Source organism: Hyalangium versicolor (genome assembly GCF_020103695.1).
Lineage (GTDB): Bacteria > Myxococcota > Myxococcia > Myxococcales > Myxococcaceae > Hyalangium > Hyalangium versicolor.
In genome coordinates, this window is record NZ_JAHXBF010000028.1 from 123,661 (window position 1) to 141,620 (window position 17,960).

The 17,960-nt window shown below is 67.3% G+C and carries 12 protein-coding genes and 1 pseudogene; 6 read left to right on the forward strand and 7 right to left on the reverse strand.

Annotation, left to right across the window (positions count from 1 at the left end; all coding sequences use genetic code 11):
* The first annotated feature begins 5 nt into the window (after window positions 1-5).
* Window positions 6-2,378, forward strand: a complete 2,373-nt coding sequence (pbpC, locus tag KY501_RS42530) for a penicillin-binding protein 1C (RefSeq protein WP_224369887.1) — start codon at window positions 6-8, stop codon at window positions 2,376-2,378.
* A gap of 3 nt (window positions 2,379-2,381) precedes the next feature.
* On the opposite strand, the gene KY501_RS42535 is transcribed toward pbpC, so the two are convergent.
* Window positions 2,382-2,984: a DUF2378 family protein gene (locus tag KY501_RS42535; protein WP_224369889.1), complete on the reverse strand. Its 603-nt coding sequence runs from the start codon at window positions 2,982-2,984 to the stop codon at window positions 2,382-2,384.
* 129 nt (window positions 2,985-3,113) lie between these two features.
* On the opposite strand from KY501_RS42535, the gene KY501_RS42540 reads away from it, so the two are divergent.
* Window positions 3,114-3,530 carry an MAPEG family protein gene (locus KY501_RS42540; protein ID WP_224369891.1) on the forward strand — a complete coding sequence of 139 codons (417 nt, stop codon included), beginning with the start codon at window positions 3,114-3,116 and terminating at the stop codon, window positions 3,528-3,530.
* Between the two features lie 7 nt (window positions 3,531-3,537).
* Here KY501_RS42540 and KY501_RS42545 read toward each other — a convergent pair whose 3' ends face one another.
* Both KY501_RS42545 and KY501_RS42550 read right to left on the reverse strand, forming a co-directional pair.
* The gene (locus KY501_RS42545; RefSeq protein WP_224369894.1) at window positions 3,538-4,263 is read right to left on the reverse strand and encodes a DUF2652 domain-containing protein; all 726 of its coding nucleotides are present in this window, start codon (window positions 4,261-4,263) and stop codon (window positions 3,538-3,540) included.
* A gap of 190 nt (window positions 4,264-4,453) precedes the next feature.
* On the reverse strand, window positions 4,454-6,214 hold the full coding sequence (locus tag KY501_RS42550) for a CotH kinase family protein (protein ID WP_224369896.1): 1,761 nt from the start codon (window positions 6,212-6,214) through the stop codon (window positions 4,454-4,456).
* Window positions 6,215-6,516: 302 nt separating this feature from the next.
* On the opposite strand from KY501_RS42550, the gene KY501_RS42555 reads away from it, so the two are divergent.
* Window positions 6,517-6,990 carry a hypothetical protein gene (locus KY501_RS42555; RefSeq protein WP_224369898.1) on the forward strand — a complete coding sequence of 158 codons (474 nt, stop codon included), beginning with the start codon at window positions 6,517-6,519 and terminating at the stop codon, window positions 6,988-6,990.
* 44 nt (window positions 6,991-7,034) lie between these two features.
* Here KY501_RS42555 and KY501_RS42560 read toward each other — a convergent pair whose 3' ends face one another.
* Window positions 7,035-10,520 carry a tolB protein precursor protein gene (locus KY501_RS42560; RefSeq protein ID WP_224369900.1) on the reverse strand — a complete coding sequence of 1,162 codons (3,486 nt, stop codon included), beginning with the start codon at window positions 10,518-10,520 and terminating at the stop codon, window positions 7,035-7,037.
* A gap of 181 nt (window positions 10,521-10,701) precedes the next feature.
* Between KY501_RS42560 and KY501_RS42565 the strand changes: the two genes are divergently transcribed.
* Entirely contained in the window at window positions 10,702-12,156 is a 1,455-nt protein-coding gene (locus KY501_RS42565; protein WP_224369901.1) for an LVIVD repeat-containing protein, read from the forward strand.
* 40 nt (window positions 12,157-12,196) lie between these two features.
* On the opposite strand, the gene KY501_RS42570 is transcribed toward KY501_RS42565, so the two are convergent.
* Window positions 12,197-13,048 carry a DNA repair protein RecN gene (locus KY501_RS42570; RefSeq protein ID WP_224369903.1) on the reverse strand — a complete coding sequence of 284 codons (852 nt, stop codon included), beginning with the start codon at window positions 13,046-13,048 and terminating at the stop codon, window positions 12,197-12,199.
* A 215-nt stretch (window positions 13,049-13,263) separates the two neighbouring features.
* Here KY501_RS42570 and KY501_RS42575 point away from each other — a divergent pair, with 215 nt between their 5' ends.
* Window positions 13,264-13,830 (forward strand): hypothetical protein, encoded by a 567-nt coding sequence (locus KY501_RS42575; protein ID WP_224369906.1) that lies wholly within the window; start codon window positions 13,264-13,266, stop codon window positions 13,828-13,830.
* 113 nt (window positions 13,831-13,943) lie between these two features.
* Entirely contained in the window at window positions 13,944-15,833 is a 1,890-nt protein-coding gene (locus KY501_RS42580) for a M4 family metallopeptidase (RefSeq protein WP_224369909.1), read from the forward strand.
* 65 nt (window positions 15,834-15,898) lie between these two features.
* Here the strand turns inward: KY501_RS42580 and KY501_RS42585 are convergent, their stop codons facing one another.
* Window positions 15,899-17,218, reverse strand: a complete 1,320-nt coding sequence (locus KY501_RS42585; RefSeq protein WP_224369911.1) for a flavin monoamine oxidase family protein — start codon at window positions 17,216-17,218, stop codon at window positions 15,899-15,901.
* A 71-nt stretch (window positions 17,219-17,289) separates the two neighbouring features.
* Window positions 17,290-17,960: pseudogene (locus KY501_RS42590) on the reverse strand (hypothetical protein); the annotation flags it as partial.

The window sequence follows — 17,960 nt, forward strand, 5'->3', positions numbered from 1 at the left end:
CTCTCATGCGTCTGCCTCGCATCACCCGTAGAAGGCTGGCCGTGGGGTTGCTGCTCCTCCTCTCCCTCATTGGGATGGGAGGGGCAGCGGCGTGGCTGGTGCCGTTGCCCGAGCGCCTGGCGGCGCCGCACTCGGTGGTCATCGAGTATCGGGACGGCACTCCGGCCCACGTTTTCCTCGCTCCGGACGAGCGGTGGCGCATCCTCACGCGTGCGCGGGACATCGACCCGGCCTACCTCCGGGCGTTGTTCGCGTTGGAGGACAAGCGCTTCGCGTGGCATCCGGGCGTGGATCCGCTGGCGGTGGTCCGTGCGGTGGTGTCCAACGTGACGAGGAGGCGCCGCGTGTCGGGCGCTTCCACGCTCACCATGCAGTTGGTGCGAGTGTTGGAGCCCCGGCCTCGCACACTGTTCTCGAAGGCTATTGAGTCCTTCCGGGCGGTGCAGCTCGAGCTGCGCATGTCCAAGGACGACATCCTGGCCAGCTATCTGCAGTTCGTTCCCTACGGGCGGAACGTAGAGGGCGTGGAGGCGGCGTCGCTGGCGTACTTCGGGCACCGTGCCACGCACCTGAGCCCGGCGGAGATCGCCACGCTGCTGGCGGTGCCGCAGAACCCCAACCGGCGCTTCCCCACGCCGGACAATGCGGAGCGGCTCAAGGTGGCGCGGGATGAGGTGGCTCGCCGGCTGTTGGAGGAGCTGGCGTTGCCGCTGGGCCCGGAGCAAGCCCGGGTGGCGCCGGGGGCTGTGCTTGCCGAGGTCCGCAATACGCCGGTGCCTCGGGATCTCACGCCCTTTCCGCGTGAGGCACCGCACGCGGCGATGTGGCTGCGCACGAAGCAGCCGGAGCTGTCGCGGCTGCGCACGACGCTGGATGCGGGTACGCAGCGGCTGGCGGAACGGCTGATGCGCGACGCGGCGGCGGATCTGGCGACGAAGGGGATCCACAACGGGGTGGCGGTGGTAGTGGACCACGAGCGCGCGGAGGTGCTCGCGCTGGTGGGCAGTTTCGACTTCTTCGATGTCCGGCACGGCGGACAGATCATCGGCTTCGATACGCCTCGCTCTCCGGGCTCCGCGCTCAAGCCGGTCATCTACGCGATGGGGATCGATCGCGGGGTGGTGCTGCCGGAGCACCTGGTTGCGGACATTCCCGAGTCCTATGGCGGCTACGCGCCGCGCAACTTCGACGGGCGCTTCATGGGGCTGGTGCGGATGGAGTACGCGCTCTCCCAGTCGCTCAACCTGCCGTTCGTGAACCTGTTGCAGCGGCTGGGCGTGGAGCGGTTCCTGGGGACGTTGCGGCTTGCTGGAGTGGAGAGCCTCCGGTCCGATCCCGGCTACTACGGACTGTCCGCGGCCGTGGGAGGCCTGGAGGTGACGCCACTGGAGCTGGCTGGGGTGTACGTGATGCTCGCGGAGGACGGGCGCTCACGTCCGCTGAAGATCCTGGACGACGGCAAGCCCATTGCGGAGCCTCGCGAGCTGCTCTCTCCGGGAGCGGCGTGGTTGACGCGGCGTGCGCTCGCGCTGAGGGATCGGCCGGACTTCCCCGCGCGCCGCCAGCTCACGGGACTGCCGGCGCAGGTGCACTGGAAGACGGGGACGAGCTTCGGACATCGGGACGCGTGGGCCGCGGGTTCGGGGCCTCGGCACACGGCGGTGGTGTGGTTGGGCAACATGGACAACTCGCCCAGCGTGCACCTGGTGGGAGCGGATGCGGCCGGGCCGTTGCTCTTCGATTTGCTGGAGGCCGTGGGGCCACGTGGGAGGGCTTCGGTGAAGGAGGACTCAGTGCCTCCTCCGGATCTCACGTCCGTGGAGGTGTGCGCCTACTCGGGCCATCTGCCGACGGACGCGTGCAAGGAGCGGCGGAAGGTGTATGCGAGGCGCTCGGCGGTGCCCACGCAGCCGTGCCCCTATCACCAGCGAGTCGAGGTGGATGCGAAGACGGGGCTCGCGGTGAGCCCGGTGTGCCGGTCCGGGCGTGAGACGGAGACCCGGGTGTACCTGACCTGGCCCGCGAGCATCCGCCGCTGGCTCACGGAACAGCATCGCAGCCTGCCCGAGCCTCCTGCCTACGCTCCTGGCTGCGAGCCGGGCGGAGCAGAGCATGCTCCGGAGATCCTCTCGCCTGCGGAGGGGCAGGTGGCGCTCTTGATTCCGGGCATGTCACCGGAGCAGCAGGAAGTCCCGCTGGAGGCCGAGGCCTCGCATGACCGGGAGTTGACGTGGTTCGTCAACGGGAAGTTCCTGGGCAAGGCGAAAGCGGACGAGCGGATGTGGTGGACACCCGCGGTGGGCACCCACGAGATCCTCGTCACCGATGATCATGGTCTGAGCTCGCGGCGGGTGCTGGTGGTGCGCTCACGCCCCTGAGCTTCAGGCCTTCTCCTTCAGGAGGAACGTGGCGCGCCGGGCCAGGGGATCGGTCGCCGTGAGCGAGAACCGGGGAGAGTCCGCACCTCGGATGTGCTCCGCCGATGCATCCAGGAAGCCGCGCATGAAGCTCGAATCGATGCCCGGGTGCGAGCCCAGCGCCGGGATGAATTCGGGGAGGATCTCGAGGGTGATCTCGAGGTCTCCATTCGGCAGCTCGTTGGCGTGGGAGGACAGGAAGTTGCCGCCCGTGCGCAGCGAGCGCGCCATCTGCCCCAAGGCACGCTGCCACCCCAGCTTGCGCAGGCCCGAGAACAGCGCCTTGCCCATCGTCGTGTGACTGTAGCCGTCGGCCACCTTGCGCCCCGTGGCATACATCGCCTCGGTGCGCGGAAGAGCCGGGTAGAGCACCTGCGCGCACGCCCACACGGTGTCGTACCAGACCGTCAGCGGGTAGGCGACGAGCAGGGGCTGGCTGAGATCGACCCCGGCGGCCTCCACGCGCCGCAGGGCCTCCGGGTCGAGCTTACCCCGCATGGCATGCATGACCAGCGCCTCGAACATCTGACTGAAGATCACCGGCTCGCTCTGGGAGGTCGCTGACATAGGTATCTGGAATGCTCAGGCTCCGGGATCCAGCCTGTCAAGGTACGGGGGATCATCCAAAACGGTGCCCTTGCCACGGGACACGTCTATGGTCGGGCTCTCACGGCTTGTGAAATGAGGGAGACTCTCGTGGCCAACCCGATTCTGGGCACGTCGTTGATGGCGGTACCGGTGACCGCGCTCTATGGAGCGATCAGTGCGCTCTTGACCCTGGCGCTGGGGCTCAACGTCAGCCGCCTGCGCGGCAAGTACAACGTCTTTCGTGGAGACGGAGGCCACGCCGAGCTCCAGGGGGCCATTCGCGCACACGGCAACATCGTGGAGCACGTGCCGATCCTCATCATCCTGCTGCTGGTGGCGGAGCTCTGCGGCGGGAACTCGACGGTGCTCCACCTCTTCGGTGGGGCGCTGGTGGTGGCGCGGTTGCTCCACGGCGTAGGCTACATCCAGGGGAAGTCCGCCATCCAGATCCCTGGGGCGCTGCTGACCTACGCGCTGGAGGCCGCGCTCCCCATCTACGTGCTGATCCTGCGCCCCTGGAGCTGACCGCCCCTCACGGGCCCGGTGCGTCGACGATCTCGACGTTCCGGAAGTTCTCGCAGGGCTCCTTGATACCGAGCACGAACGGCAGCGAGCGGAACTCCAGCTTCAGCTTGCCCCACAGCTGCCGGAGCACGTTCGGAGCCAGCGCCGCGGGCATCTCCGCGGCAATCGCGTTCAGATCGATGTAGTGCGTCGCTGTGCGGCCCATGCCCTCGAATTCGTGCTCGAGGGTGTGGGTGAAGCGGAGCAGCTCCGGATCGAGCCGCTGCTGCACCGGGTCGGTCATCAGCACGTACTCGCGCACGGGCACATCGTTCTTCAGCATCCGGTGCACGAGGATGACGTCCACGCCGGCCAGCTCGGTGAGGTGCTTCACGCGTTGGAAGGCGACCTCGCCCGCGTGGGTGACGAACTTGAGCGTCAGCGCGCCGACCTGCATGCACCCATCGCACTTGCACATGCGATCGACCGCGAGCTGCTGGCGTCGGGCCAGGAAGGCGCGGCGGATGTCCGCCACCTGGCGGGCGAAGGCCGTGAAGTCATCCCCCTTGGCGTAGAAGAAGGCGGCGTCCCCCTCGAGCTTGGCGAGCTTGAAGCGGCCCGCCGCGTCGATGACGGCCTCGAGCAGCTGAGCGACCGTGTCCTGCGCGTGCGCGAGGCTGAAGCGGTGCTGCTTCATGAAGCGGGTGTACCCGCCGATATCCGCGATGAGCAGCAGTGCCTTCTCGATCGCCATGCGGCCGATAGCCTAATCCCCTTCAGGTCAGTCCCAGAAGGGGAAAGCCACCCCACGGGAGCCTACTTGTTGCGTCCCGGTGGGGGGCCCACCCTCGAGCACGAGGGAGGCCCCTCCGGGCGCACTCTGAGTCAACTGGTATGCCAGGCATACCAGTCCGGTTCATGGCCGCCGTCCGGGGGGGAGTCCTTCACTTCGCCTCCCAGCCCTGGGAGCCCTGTACGTAGCGCTGGCCGTCCGGCAGGGCGCCGTAGAAGAGCACATCGAAGTAGCCCACTACGGACACTCCGTCGAACACGCCAATCTCGCCCTTCTGTGGGAATGTCAGCCCCAGCTCCGAGGCGGTGAACCGCCGCGTCTCTCCCGGCGCTAGCGTCACGTCCGGGAGCACCGTGGCCACGGTTGTGCTCACCAGCTCTCGCAGGCTCACACGCAGGTTCGTGGTCAGCGTCTTGCCTCCCAGCGACACGGGCTGGGTGCTCCGGTTGGCCAGGACGACGAAGCCCGCGCGAGGGTCGAACTCGTCGATGGTGAGCGTCGGCTTCTGCGCCGCGAGCCGGTTCAACTCCGTGAGGATGAACTGGCGGCGCTGGGAGACGTAGTCGCGCATGAAGGTGCGGCCCACGAGGAACTTCTCGTAGTCCATGTACAGGGTGTCGTCGCGCATGGCCGGCTCCACCACCGCATGCAGCGCGTCGATGTACGGGTTCATCACCTCCGGCTTGAAGAACTCGTCCAGGGCCTTGTTCAGATAGGCGACCAGCCGCGCCCGTAGCTCCGGGTTCAGCACCACGCGGGTGCCCAGGTTGGAGAACACCGGCAGATAGCCCGGATACGAACCCGTCTCGACCTTGCGCCGGTCGTACATCTTCTGTGTCCATGCATCGGTGAGGGTGAATGGGAAGAGCGGGTGGCGGATGGTGGGCCAGGCCTGATCGGCGGGGATCGGGTACCACCAGCGCGCATCCACGTTGTTGAGATCCCAAGGCACGTACGTCCAGCGCTGCGTCACCTTGTCGTGGATGAAGTAGCTCTCCGAGTCCTCCACGTAGTCGTTGGACATCAGTGCATCCATGACCATGGAGCGCAGCAGCCACTCCAGCTCCAGATGCTGGGCAAGCGTGGCCGGCAACTGAGGCTCGGGGGTGTGGTTGATGATGTCGAGGACCTCGGTGAGTTCGGTGCTCGGCTTGTCCTCGTTGGTCTTCTTCACCCAGTTGCCCTGGTAGGGGACCTTCCACGTCTTGAACTCGCTGTCCTTCCAGCCGCAGCGATAGATGGAGCCGTCATCGTCCGCGAAGCCATGGGCCTCCAGGAACGGCTTGCCTACCTGTTCGATATCGAGGAACGGCCCCTGGTACACGCCGTTGACCAGGACGCGGACGAACTTCGTATTCGGGGCCGGTACGCGCATGGCGGCCAGCACGTCATAGGCGATCTTCTCCGCCAGCAGCGTGGCGTCGGCGTACTCGGCGACGAGGTTGAGCGAGGTGCGGCCCTCGAAGCGGACGCCCTTGGCGAAGCTCACGTTCCAACTCTTCTTGGGGAAGGTGCGCGCTGAGGCGCCTCGCAGGCGGATCTTCACGTTGTAGCTGATGCCGTTGGCCTTGAAGACGGCGTCCTGCTCCGGAGTGTTCCAGTCGGTGAGGAACTGCTGGAGCACCGCGTCCGGCATGACCAGCTCATAGGTCTGCAGGGACGTCTGCACCGGTGGCAGCACGAAGGGCCGCTGCGCCTCGGGCGTGGAGGGAGGCTCGGAAGGTGGCGTCTCCGGTGTCTCGGCGGGAGGCGTCACCACGGGCGGGGTCGAGGGTGGCTCCTTCACCGGTGGATCGATGGCAGGCGGATCCTCGTTTTGGATGGGAGGGTCCCCGGTGAGCGGCGGCACAGAGGCCTGGCAGGCGAACAGCAATGTCACGGCGGTCGAGAGAAGGAGTCGCGAGAGTCTCATCGCTCGACCGTTCAGCAAGGCCTGTGCCCGGCCTGGCGGGGGCGCCGGGGCTGTTTCGAGGCAAGGAATAGGAACGGTGTTGGCCTGCGGACTCGGGCTGGCCTTCCGATGTGAGCCTTCTCGCACCATGGGAGGCGAAGAAGGTGGGGTGGGTACGAAACGATTTTCCCTCCGGGCTGTGCTGCCTGCTTGCCTGCTCTTCGGCAGGGGGAGCGGTGGGGCTGACAGGGAGCAGCAAGAGGCCCGATCCCACCCCTACCTTTGAAAGAAGGAGCTGCCTGCGACAGGGAGGGAGCCGTTCTATGGAGTCCTGGAACCAGACGTCGACCGATGAAGTGCGCCAGCACGCGCCGGATGGTGTGAACAAGCGTATCGACGAGCGGGTGGAGCGCTGCGTGCGCCACATGGCCGAGCAGGAGCGGGGGGAGATCAGCCGCTATCTGGAGAAGCTGGAGCGGGAGTGGGACCTCAACCGGGGGGTGACGGTGGTGGGCTCCGCGCTGGCGCTGATGGGGTTGTGGCTGGCGAGGCGGGATGGAGGCCGCTGGCGGATCCTCGGAGGAGTGGCGGCGGGGCTGATGCTCCAGCACGGACTGGTGGGCTTCGGGCCGCTGGCCGAGCTGGTGCGCGCCGTGGGAGGGGTGCGCACGCGCAAGGAGATCGATCTGGAGAAGTTCGCGCTCAAGGCGCTGCGAGGCGACTTCGAGCGCATTCCCAAGGCCGATGGCGGCCCGCTGGCCCGAGCCAACGCGGCACTGGTGGCCGCGCAGTCTTGAGCCCGGTTACAGCTTGAGCTGGACGACGAAGGGGAACTCCCGGCCTACATCCCAGGCATCCCCGTGCGTCCGATGTACGGACCGGCCGGGAGCCCGGGAGGCGGTCTCGCATCGCCCTCGCCCTTCCGATCGAAGAAGCCGTTGAGGCCGGCGATGCCGATCGAGAAGTTCGTCACCCAGCCCGGATCCGGCTTGCCGGCCTCGGCGCCGATGTCCACCGGCCGCGCGAAGTGCAGGCGCATCAGCAAGGGCCCCAGCGACAGGTTGAAGCCGAGCGCGAAGTCCAACGTGCGCCGATCCCACATGCGCCGGCCCGAGTTCCCCACGCCGCCCACGTCCACGCCGGCAATGGCCTCCAGATCGCTCAGGAAGGCCACCCGGATGATGTCGTTGAGCGGCACCTGCAATTCCGTCGTCGAGTAGGCGAAGTGCCGGCCCAGCAGCCAGTCCTCGTCTCCGAAGTTCACGCCTCGCAGCGTGTCGAAGCTCGACAGGAAGTACGAGCGCGCATACCGCCCACCGAACGTGGTGCCGCCCGCGGCCCGGATGAAGATGTTGCTGCGCCCATAGATGGGGAAGTAGCGCTCCAGATCCAACCGCAGGTTGCTATACGCCTGCTCGTTGAAGGGCTGCGCGCCCACCGTGGCCTCCAGCAACGCCGAGCTGCCCGACAGCGGGCCCGTCGCGTAGTGGTAGCGGATCGTGTTGTAGCCAATCTGTCCCGTCAGCTCCGTCTGGAAGCGCGCATGGTCATTGGCTCCGATCCACGGTGTGTACAGGTCCTCGAACGCCGGGTTGAACGAGGGGTTGTTCAACCGGAAGGCCGTGTACGAGTCGAGGAAGTACGACGCCCCGCCCGCGGTCAGCTCGCCTTGCACGTAGAGGAAGGTGCTCAGCGGGTAGCGCACGTTGGCCATGGCGCCGTAGTAGCGCTCTCCCGAGAAGAACGAGACGCCCTGATCCGCGTACGTCTCGTCCAGCCGGAACCGCAGCGACTGGAAGAAGCCCGTGCCCCACGTCGTGCGCTTCTCCTGGTTGATGTAGAGCAACACACCATCAGTCAGCTTGAGCGAGCCATAGATCGCCAGGCTCAGCAGCGTGGCGTGGTTCTTCATCCGGTCACTCGCCATGGCGAAGACCTGGCCGAAGAAGCCGCCGCTGCCCGCGCCGGCGAAGCCCATGATGGGGCCAAACTCGATGTTCTGCCGCGCGAACGCATGGTACGGCTCGGCGCCCGTCAGCGGCATGAATGCCAGCGGAGCCGGAGGCCCAGCGGGCGGAGAGGGATCCGTAGGCAGGCTCAGCATCTTCAGCGGCTTGAGCAGCGCGGGCCGACGCTCGCCGGACTGGTGAAACAGCACCCACAGGCTGCCCTCGGGGCCCGCGCCCGGCTCGAAGACACCCGTGGTCACATCCGTGCGTCGGATGATGGAGCCATCCGGCATCAGCTCATGCAGGTCCGAGCTGCTGTTGCGCCACGCCACGAAGAAGATACGGCCGTCCGCGAGCGCCACCGGATCCGCCTCGTCGCGGTCCTGGGTGGTGAGCCGCTCGGGCTGCGCGGGGGCGTCCGGCTTCACACGGAACAGGTTGTAGAAGCGGTGCGACGTAGCATCCGACGTGTAGATGATGCCGCTCGGGCCCCAGGAGATCTGCCGCTCTGCGTACATGTCATCGGTGAGCTTGCGCGGCTTCTCGTCCTCTCCATGTTCCAGCGCCAGCACGTACACATCCCGGATGCCGGCATCGTTGATGCCGATGAACGCCAGTGACTTGCCATCCGGTGAGAAGGCCACCGAGGGCACGCCCAGCAGTCCATGCTGCCCCACCCGGTACGCCACCTTGTCTCCCACCTTCAGGTCCACCGAGAAGCTCGTCTGCCGCTGGAAGCCGGTGCGCATCGCGTTGCGGCGCACCAACTCGTCGCTCGTTTTCTGCTCGGCGCTGTACGTGTAGTGCTGCACGTAGATGACGTCCCGCCCGTTCACCTCCGCCACGTAAGCGAGCTGATCCTTCGCCAGCGCGAAGTTGCGCCCGAAGATGGGGTGCAGGGACTCGGCGCCGGGCACTCCGTCGTTGGCCACCTTCACCGAGCTGTGTGGCGCCTTCGGATCCACCAGGTACAGCCGGCTCTCGGCGGTGTCGGGGATGATGGTGCGGTAGGCAATCACCCTCCCGTCCGGAGAACTGTTCATCGCGGTGGTGATGCCCTCGCGCTCCTCCATGAGCTCCAAGGCCGGCGCGGCCTGCTCGGAGCTCAGGTAGTCCTTGAAGGTGCGCCGCTTCAGCCAGTTCTCGAAGCGCGCGGAGATCTTCTTCGGATCATCCCCGGTCAGCTTCTCCAGCAGCTCCTCGAACTTCATGGACGGCATGTCCTTGCCGCCGGAGATGAGCCGTGGAGACTCGTTCAGCACCCGCTGGATGAAGCCCGCGCCGTACTCCTCCTCCAGGAACGTCACCCGCGCCTGGCCCGCCTTATAGATCCACAGGTAGCCGTACGGCCCCGGGGAGAAGAAGTCGAGGAACGCGTAGCCCTTGGCCAGGTCCGGGTTCACCATGAGATCCCGCACCAGCATCTCCGCCTCGGGATCCAGCCCGCGCTTGGCGTAGAACTCGGCCAGACCTTCGATGAACCACAGCGGCATGGCCTGCAGCGGATCGCCGAACGTCTTCCGCGTCTCCGCGATGGTGCGCACCTTCTGGATGGTGAACTGGTGCGACAGCTCGTGCGTGCTGATCTCCTGGAAGAGCCGGTGGTCTCCCAGGTACGGCAGCGACAGCTTCAGGTCCTCGGTGCTGGTGACGCCCAGCGTGCCTTCCGACACGGCGAACACGTGCGTCTGCAGGAACTCCTGGTAGCTGTTGTAGAGGATGTAGGGGAACGTCTCGGTGGGCACGTACTGGAACTGGTCCACCAGGTAGCGGTACGCGTCCTCGATGAGCGGCGCGGCGCGCTCGGCCACCTGGCGCTCACGCTCGTAGAAGTAGAAGCGTACTCCTCCCGTGGCATCCCCCAGCGTCCGGGCGTACTTGCTGCCTCCGTCCGGGCCCGTGCCCCCATCCGCTCCGCTCTGCGCCAGCGTGGGAGGAGAAGGGGGCAGGAAGGCCATCATCCCGGCGTCCGGGACGGGCCCGCCGCCATCCAGGCTGCCCGTGCCCGCCACTCCGCCATCCAGGCCGCCCGCGCCCGCCACATCCACTCCGTTCTCCGTGGGCGTGGAGGTGATCTTCTCGGTCTCCAGGGGAGGTTCGGGAGAAGGGCCCGGCGTCCCCGTGCCCCCGGGCTCCAGGGTGGTGACGTTCGGGTTGGGGCCCGCGGGAGCTCCGGGCGGTTGCGCGTCCGTCTTGCTGGTCCCCTTGGCTTCCCCTTTGGCCGCGGGGCCCACCAGGATGTCCACGTGGCGCCATTCGAAGTCGAAGGTGTTGACGGCGCTGCGGTCCGCGCGGCGCGGATAGACGAACACCTGAGCGAGTGCCACGCCCGGCAGGAGCACCAGGAGCGCGGCGGTAATGAGGGGGCGTCGGTTCACAAAAAGACCTCAGGGCCTTGGGGGTCAGGCGACGGTGCGTACGTAGGTATGGAGGCTCTCTCCCGGGAGGGGCAGGCACAAGCTTAACGTGGGGTTTTGCTCAGCTCTGTACTTCCAATCCACCGCGCAACCACTCGGTAGGACTTTCGTCCCGGCGTACCTCCCGGTATGGAAGGGGGCTATGATTCGCCTCCTTGCATTGACGACGGGTGCCCTGCTGGTGGCGGCAGGGTGTGGGAAGGACAACGCCTCGGCCCGGCAGGACTGTGAGCTCGAGAAGATCGACCTGTCCGCCTGCGACAAGTCCGGGCTCGGCGCCATTCAAGCCCAGGGCATCTGGAACATGGATATTACGTTTGATGACGGAGAGACGACCTCCGGTGTCATCAAATACCTGGGGACGCCGACGCTGTCCGGGCTGCCCATCACGAGCACGCGCGTCGAGCCGGAAGTGTTCGCGCTGACCAGCGAGCTGGGGGGCGGGGACACCACGCCCTACAAATATGTGTTCGCGGGCTGCAGCGCGGCCTCGCCCAGCCAGGTGGAGGGCCGCTTCCGCCGCTGCGCCAACGGCACCCTGGACCTGGCGGGCACTTTCAAGGCCACCCGCATCCAGCGCCGCTCCGGCGAGAGCGAGGCCGAGGGGCTGGAGCTCGTCTCGGAGCTGGCCCTGCCGCGCGGCATGGCCCAGGACGTCTTCGTGTCGGGGGGCTACGCCTACGTGGCGGCGCGTGAGAGCGGCGTCTACATCTACGACATCTCCAACCCCGCGGCCCCCAAGAAGGTGTCGGAGCTGGTCCCTGAGAGTGACTCCTGGCACCAGGTCCGGGTGAAGGATCAGACGATGTACATCGCCAGCACCAAGAAGGGGGTGCTGCTCTACGACGTGACGAAGCCCGCCGAGCCGGTGTTTGTCACCTCCTTCCCGGTGGACAGCGCCGTGGATGTTCGCTCGCTGGCATTCGACGGGAACTGGCTCTATGCGGCCTCGCCCTCCCCGAACGCGGAGATCATCGTCTTCGACGCCACCAAGCCGCGGGAGCTGTCCGTGGCCAAGCGCTACTTTGTCGAGCAGACGCAGCCCGTGGTGGGAGACCGGCCCTACGAAGTGGTGGTCTACAACAGCCGGTTGTACGTGAGTCACTGGTCGTACGGGCTGGCGGTGTCGGACGTGTCCACGCCCGCGACGCCCAAGCTGCTGGGACGCTTCGGGTACACCGGGGCCACCACGCGCAAGACGGGCGTGGGCACCATCGGCAGCCGCACGTTGGCGTTCGAGGCGAGCGAGGGCTGGGGCGCGCACCTGCGGGTGCTGGACGTGACGTCTCCGGCCAACATCACCCAGGTGGCCGAGGTGGCCTCGCGCCCGGAGGTGTCCATCCGCTCGGCGAAGGTGTCGGGCACGAAGGTGTACGTGGCGCACTACCAGGACGGCTTGCGAGTGCTGGACGTGTCCAACGCCAACGAGCCGCGTCAGGTGAGCTACTTCAACACGTGGCGGGAGACGGATGCGGGCCGGGGCACCGTGTTCTTCGAGGGCGTGACGGATGTGGCCGTGCCGGGAGACGGTTACGTCTACGCGACGGACACGTCCCGCGGACTGATGATCTTCCGCGAGAAACCCACGATTCCCTAGGGAACGCTCTGGGGACGGCTCGCTGAGGTGACGCCGTCCCTCACTGTGTGACGACGGTGGCGCCGGGCGTGTCGAGGTTCTGCCGGCGCGCCTCTCGCAGCCGCCAGTCCGCTTCGATCAGATACCCGCGGGCCTGATAGGTGTCCCGGCGCTCGGTGGCCTCGAGCGCCTGGGCGATGAAGCTGCGAGCATCCTCGACGAGGACGACGGTCTGCCCGACGCCGGCCGAGGTGGCGCTATCGAGCACCGTCGCGAGTGCCGAGTCCGCCTCGCCCAGCGCATCGTCGATGGCCATCTCGCCCACGGCGAGGGCCTGATCGGCCGCCACCAGCCAGGAGCGGGATCGCTCCAATTCGGACAGTCGCTCCTGGCGCATGCGCTCCAATTCCTGGGCGCGCTCCTGCATGCCGGTGAGCTGCTGCTGGAGGAGCTGGTTGTTGGCGGCGTTCTCCTCTTGCTGGGCCTGGAGCGATTCGAGTTGGCTGCGCAACTGCGCCAGGTTTTGCGGTGTGTTCCGGGTGGAGTTCGTGCCCGTGTTGGAGGAGGCAGACTGCGTGGCCTGGGTGTCCTCCGAGCTCCCTGCCGTGCCGGCCCCGCCGGTCCCGGAGGTGCTCAGCCCGGCGGTTTGCTGCGCCGCGGCATCGGCGGGCACGGAGACGGTGCGCAGAGCGTTGTCGGACCTGCCGACCTCGAGGACCGGCATCTGGATGCTCCCCTCCGTGGAGTCCTGTCCCTCGTCGGTGGCGTCCGCGTTCAGCAGTGCCCGCTCCCAGGCATCCCGCAGCTCGATCGCGGCAGGGTCCTGGACATCCGCGTCCGTGGGAACGGCCGGAGCGACTTCGGGCGTCTGCCCGAGCAGCAAACCGAAAGAGATGGCGAACCAGGGATTCATGGCGGGAAGCTGTTCACTCCCGGACGCGACGGCACCGGGACGCTCGCCTGCCTGTTTGCCCCCGGGCCGGGCAGCGAAGGGGGGCCCAGGCCAGTCACACTCCGTAATGAGCGGGACATGGTCGCGGCACACGCGAGGAGCAGTCTCCCTTCGCATGAACCCAGGGAAAGGTTTCCGGGGTTTTGCTGAACGTCTCTGAACGAGGAGCAGTCTCCATGCGACGCACCGTGTTGACCCTCTGTTTGCTGTTGCCGCTGATGTCGATGGCCGAGTCCCAGGAGGCCCGGGGAGATATGCCGCCTCCGCCGCACCCGCCGCCGTTCGCCATGAAGAGCTGGGTAGAAGTGCTGCTCGAGCACCGCCAGGATCTGGCTCTCACGGACGCGCAGGTCGCCGGGATGGAGCGCATCCAACAAGCCCTGGATGAGAAGAACGCACCGCTGAAGCAGACGCTGGAGCAACTGCGTCCGCCGCCGCCTCCGCAGGACGTCACGGGGCAGGGTGGCCAGAGGGGGTTCGGCATGCGGGGCGGCAATCGGCCCGATCCCAGCACCATGGACGCGGAGCACCGCGCCCGCTTCGAGCAGGCTCGCGGCACGATGGATCAGCTCCGGGCCAACGATGACGCGGCCTACAGCGAGGCCGAGGCGCTGCTGAGCGCGTCACAGCGGCAGGCCGCGCAGGCCATCGTCACCGCCGAGAAGGAGGCCCGCGAGAGCCGCCGCCAGGAGATGCACCAGCGGATGCGCGAGCGCATGGGGGCTCGGGGCGGCGATCTGTAGAAGGCAGTCCCTAGCAGGGAAAGTCAAAATTTCTTGATTTGAAGAAATGTCCGGACTGTATGGTTTCCTCTCGGGTTGCGGCATGGAGCCGCCCCCTTCGAGAGGAAGTCCGGATGCGCACCCGACTGCTGGCAGCATGTCTCACGGTCTCACTCACAGCCTGCGGAGGGGCAGGGCCTGAGCCTCGGGAGCAGCCAGAGCCGCAGGGCCTGGTCCGCACCTCCACGCAGGACATCCAGGTGGCGCTCGCCGCGTTGCCGGGGACGGAGGTGGTCGGCGCGCACGAGGATGGCGTTCCGTTCATGATCCAGGGACCGCTCGGCACGGTGGATCGCTCCCTGCGAGCGGCCACGGCCCTGGAGGTTCATGCGCAGGTGGGCAGCGCGCTGAGCCGCGTCGCGCCCGTGTTCCGGTTGAGCGCGTCGGACCTGGTTCCGCAGCGGGTCATGCGGGATGAACTGGGCCACACACACCTTCGCTATGCGCAGATGCGCAACGGCCTGCCCGTGGTGGGGCAGGAGCTCATCCTCCACGTGGATGCGGAGGGGCGCATCTACGCGGCCAACGGCACGGCGCGAGACGGTGAGAGCGTCCCCGCTTCGGCCCAGGCGAAGCTGTCCGCCGAGGCGGCCGCCGCCGTCGCGGTGTCCAGCACGCCGGGTGGGAGGGGCACCCAGGGAACTCCGCGCCTCGTCTACGTGCGCACCCGCGAGGATCAGCGGCTCGCGCTGGCCTTCGAGGCCATTGTCACGGGAGACAAGGACGCGCGGCCGGTACAGGAGCACGTCTTCATCCACGCGCTGGATGGCTCGGTGGTGGAGCGGTACTCGGACATCCACGAGGCGCGCAACCGCATCATCACCCGCTATGGCCAGGGCGTGGTGCGCATTGAGGACCAGTTGCCGACGGGCGACGTGGCGGTGGACAAGACCTACGACAACCTGGGGCTCTTCTACGACTGCTACAAAACGCTCTTCAACCGGGACTCGTTCGACAACGCCGGCGCGGCGCTGAAGGCCACCGTCCACTACAACGCGAACTATGTGAACGCCTATTGGGACGGCAACGGCATGGTCTGCACCGACGGGGACGGCGTGACGTCCGATGCTCCGTGCAAGGATCCGGACGTCGTCGTCCACGAGCTGACGCACGCGGTGACGGAGCGCACCTCGAACCTCGCTTATACGGGAGAGTCCGGGGGGCTCAGCGAGAGCCTCTCCGACGTGTTCGCCGCGGTGTGCGAGAGCTGGTCGCGCGGGTTCGTCCTTCCGGACCCGGACGTGTGGAAGATCGCCGAAGAGGTGTGGACGCCAAACACGACCGGGGATGCGCTGCGCTGGATGAACAACCCGAAGCTGGATGGTGCGTCGCTGGACTACTACAGGGATTACTACTCGGGCGTGGACGTGCACTACAGCTCGGGCATTCCGAACCTGGCCTTCTACCTGCTGGCGCAGGGCGGCACGCACCCGACGGGCCGGTCCACCCTCAACGTGACAGGCATCGGTGTGGAGAAGGCGGCCCGCATCTTCTACAGGGCCAACACGGCCTTCATGACGTCCGCTACCTCCTTTACGCAGGCGGCGAAGTATACGGAGTACGCGGCGACGCAGCTGTACACCTCGGCCGAGGTGGACTCGGTGACGCGTGCGTGGACGGCGGTGGGCGTGGATCAGGTCATCGTGGAGATGGCTTATCTCCAGAATGGTGTGGCGGTGACGGGGCTGTCTGGGGCCGCGAACTCATCGCGGTACTTCTACATGGAGGTTCCGGCCAACAAGCCGGTGGCCTTCACGATGAGCGGCGGCACGGGTGACGCGGATCTGTACGTGAAGCGTGGCGGGACGCCGACGACGTCGTTGTACGACTGCCGCCCGTACCTCGTCGGCAACAACGAGACGTGCAACCTGGCGGCGACGACCGCCGCGAGCCGGTACTACGTGATGCTGCGCGGCTACAGCGCGTACTCGGGGGTCTCGCTCAAGGGGCAGTACACTCCGTGAGGAAGTGAGCCGCGTTGCGTGACTCCTCAGGCGAGAAGGTGCCTGAGGGCCTCATGCGGTGGGGCTCAAGCGCGCCGGTGCTCGAGCACCTCTCGGGCCGCGCGCAGTCCTGTCTCCATCGCGCCGTGCACGGTGCCCTCTTCGCCCTCGGTGTTCGTGGCCTCGCCGGCGAAGAAGAGGGTGCCCTGCACGGACGTGGCGAGCGTCTCCAGGTCCTCCACGGCCCCGGAGGGAATGACGCAGTAGCCGCCCCGGGTGAAGGGCTCGTGCTGCCAGTTGACGATGCGCCAGCTCTCGAGTTCCGCGCGGAGGGTGGGTAGGCGCAAGCGGAAGATGCGGGAGAGCGTCTCCAGCGACCGGGTGAGCACTTCCTGCTCGGAGAGTTCTGAGAGCGCCCGGGCTCCAGGCCCACCGGCCCAGCCCACGAGGTGCCGGGAGCGGTGGGGTTCCAGGGTCCACCAGGTGATGATGGGAAGGTCGGGCGCATGGAAGAAGCCAAAGGGGCGGGTGTCCTCCCGGGCCTTCCAGAACTCGGAGCGGAAGCGCAGGAGGACCTTCACGAGCGGCCCCATCTCCAGGCGGTTCCAGGCGCGCTCCTTCTCGGGGAGGTGGGGGATGAAGCGCACGGCGCCGGGGTCGGGAGGGCGAGCCTGGAGGACGCCCACGGGCAACGTCACGATGGCCCGAGGTGCGCGGAAGAGCCCCAGCGGCGTGCCCTCGCGAGTCCGAGCCCGGATGCGGACCATGCCCTGAGACCAGCGGATCTCCTCCGCCACGGCGTTGAGGAAGAGGGTGTCCGTGCGCTTTGAGAGCCCGTCGGCGAGTGGCTTCAGCACCTGGTCATAGCCTTCAAGGAGGCGGGAGGGCGTGGTGCCACCCAGCTCCTCCGCGGCGTTCTCCATCTGGGCAATGGCCAGCGTGCTGGCGATGTCGGGGGAGGCGGCATAGAAGCCCTCGACATAGGAGCGGGCCATGGCGACCTTGATGTCGGGCCACCGCTCGGCGAGAGCCCGCTCTCGCAACCATTGGCCCACGGACCGGTCCGGAGGCTTAGCGGAGGCCAGCTCATCGAGGAAGTCGAACTCCGGGGCTGCGTCGCGGAGGCGTCCCCGCCAGGAGAGCACATGGCGGTCGTTGCATGCGCGAAGGGTCAGCTTCGCGCGGCGGGCAAGCTTCAGCAGGGCAGGGGGCTTGCCGTGGAGGAACTCGGCCCCCAGTTCCAGGGGTGTTCCAGAGAATGGATCGCGGACGGTGTGGATGCGGCCGCCGACGCGGTCTCGTGCTTCGAGGACGGTGACGCGCAGGCCGGCACGAGCGAGTTTGTCCGCGGCAGTGAGCCCCGCGACGCCTGCGCCCAGGACGATGACATCGGAAGGGCGGTCCATGTTCCTCCCTGTGCCGGAGCGAGACACTCGGGGCCTCCTGGGCAGCCAGGAGAGGAGGCCCCGAGCGTGCGTCAAAGGTTGATGCGAAGGCCTGCGCCCACCTGGAACATGGGAGCGGGCACCAGCGCCTCGCCGCCCGCGCCCTGGAGGGAGGGGGCGTCGATGGCGAAGCGGAACTCGCCGCCCTTCTTGCCGTAGTTGACGGCCACGTAGCCCTCGATGCTCAGGTACGAGAGCGCGCGTTGGCTGATGTCGAGCCGCGTGGTGAAGGTTTTGTCGGACAGGTTGCCCAGGGTGGATAGCACGAAGGACGTCTTGTCCCAGGAACCAGGGCCGGCCAGCACGCCATAGAGGGCCGCATAGTGCTCGCCCAGGTAGAAGGGCTGAAAGGCGCCCTGGGCAATCAGGTACGGGTAGGCGATGGAGGTGTCGTAGCCGGTGGAGTTGTAGAAGTACTCCACGCCGATGGTGGCGCTGTCGTTCTCGCTGTAGGCGAACGTGTAGTTGGCGCCGCCGGACACCTGAGGGGTGAAGCCGGTGGGGTAGTAGCTCTCCACTCCCAGCCGCTTGAGGTCGTCCAGCGAGTCGAGGGGCGGATCGAGTTCCGCGATGAGTTCTGGGATGGATTTGCCCTCGGGCAGCCGGTACAGGGGCGTATCGGAGCCCTTCTTGAAGGCGGCCTCGGCGTAGACGTCGAAGGGCCCCAGGGCGGTGGACAAGTCGAGCCCGAAGCGAGGCTTGC

Coding starts and splice junctions, on each gene's coding strand:
- KY501_RS42565 (WP_224369901.1), top strand. CDS start 10,702: ATGATTCGCCTCCTTGCATTGACGACGGGTGCCCTGCTGGTGGCGGCA.
- pbpC (WP_224369887.1), top strand. CDS start 6: ATGCGTCTGCCTCGCATCACCCGTAGAAGGCTGGCCGTGGGGTTGCTG.
- KY501_RS42550 (WP_224369896.1), bottom strand. CDS start 6,214: ATGAGACTCTCGCGACTCCTTCTCTCGACCGCCGTGACATTGCTGTTC.
- KY501_RS42570 (WP_224369903.1), bottom strand. CDS start 13,048: ATGAATCCCTGGTTCGCCATCTCTTTCGGTTTGCTGCTCGGGCAGACG.
- KY501_RS42545 (WP_224369894.1), bottom strand. CDS start 4,263: ATGGCGATCGAGAAGGCACTGCTGCTCATCGCGGATATCGGCGGGTAC.
- KY501_RS42580 (WP_224369909.1), top strand. CDS start 13,944: ATGCGCACCCGACTGCTGGCAGCATGTCTCACGGTCTCACTCACAGCC.
- KY501_RS42535 (WP_224369889.1), bottom strand. CDS start 2,984: ATGTCAGCGACCTCCCAGAGCGAGCCGGTGATCTTCAGTCAGATGTTC.
- KY501_RS42585 (WP_224369911.1), bottom strand. CDS start 17,218: ATGGACCGCCCTTCCGATGTCATCGTCCTGGGCGCAGGCGTCGCGGGG.
- KY501_RS42555 (WP_224369898.1), top strand. CDS start 6,517: ATGGAGTCCTGGAACCAGACGTCGACCGATGAAGTGCGCCAGCACGCG.
- KY501_RS42575 (WP_224369906.1), top strand. CDS start 13,264: ATGCGACGCACCGTGTTGACCCTCTGTTTGCTGTTGCCGCTGATGTCG.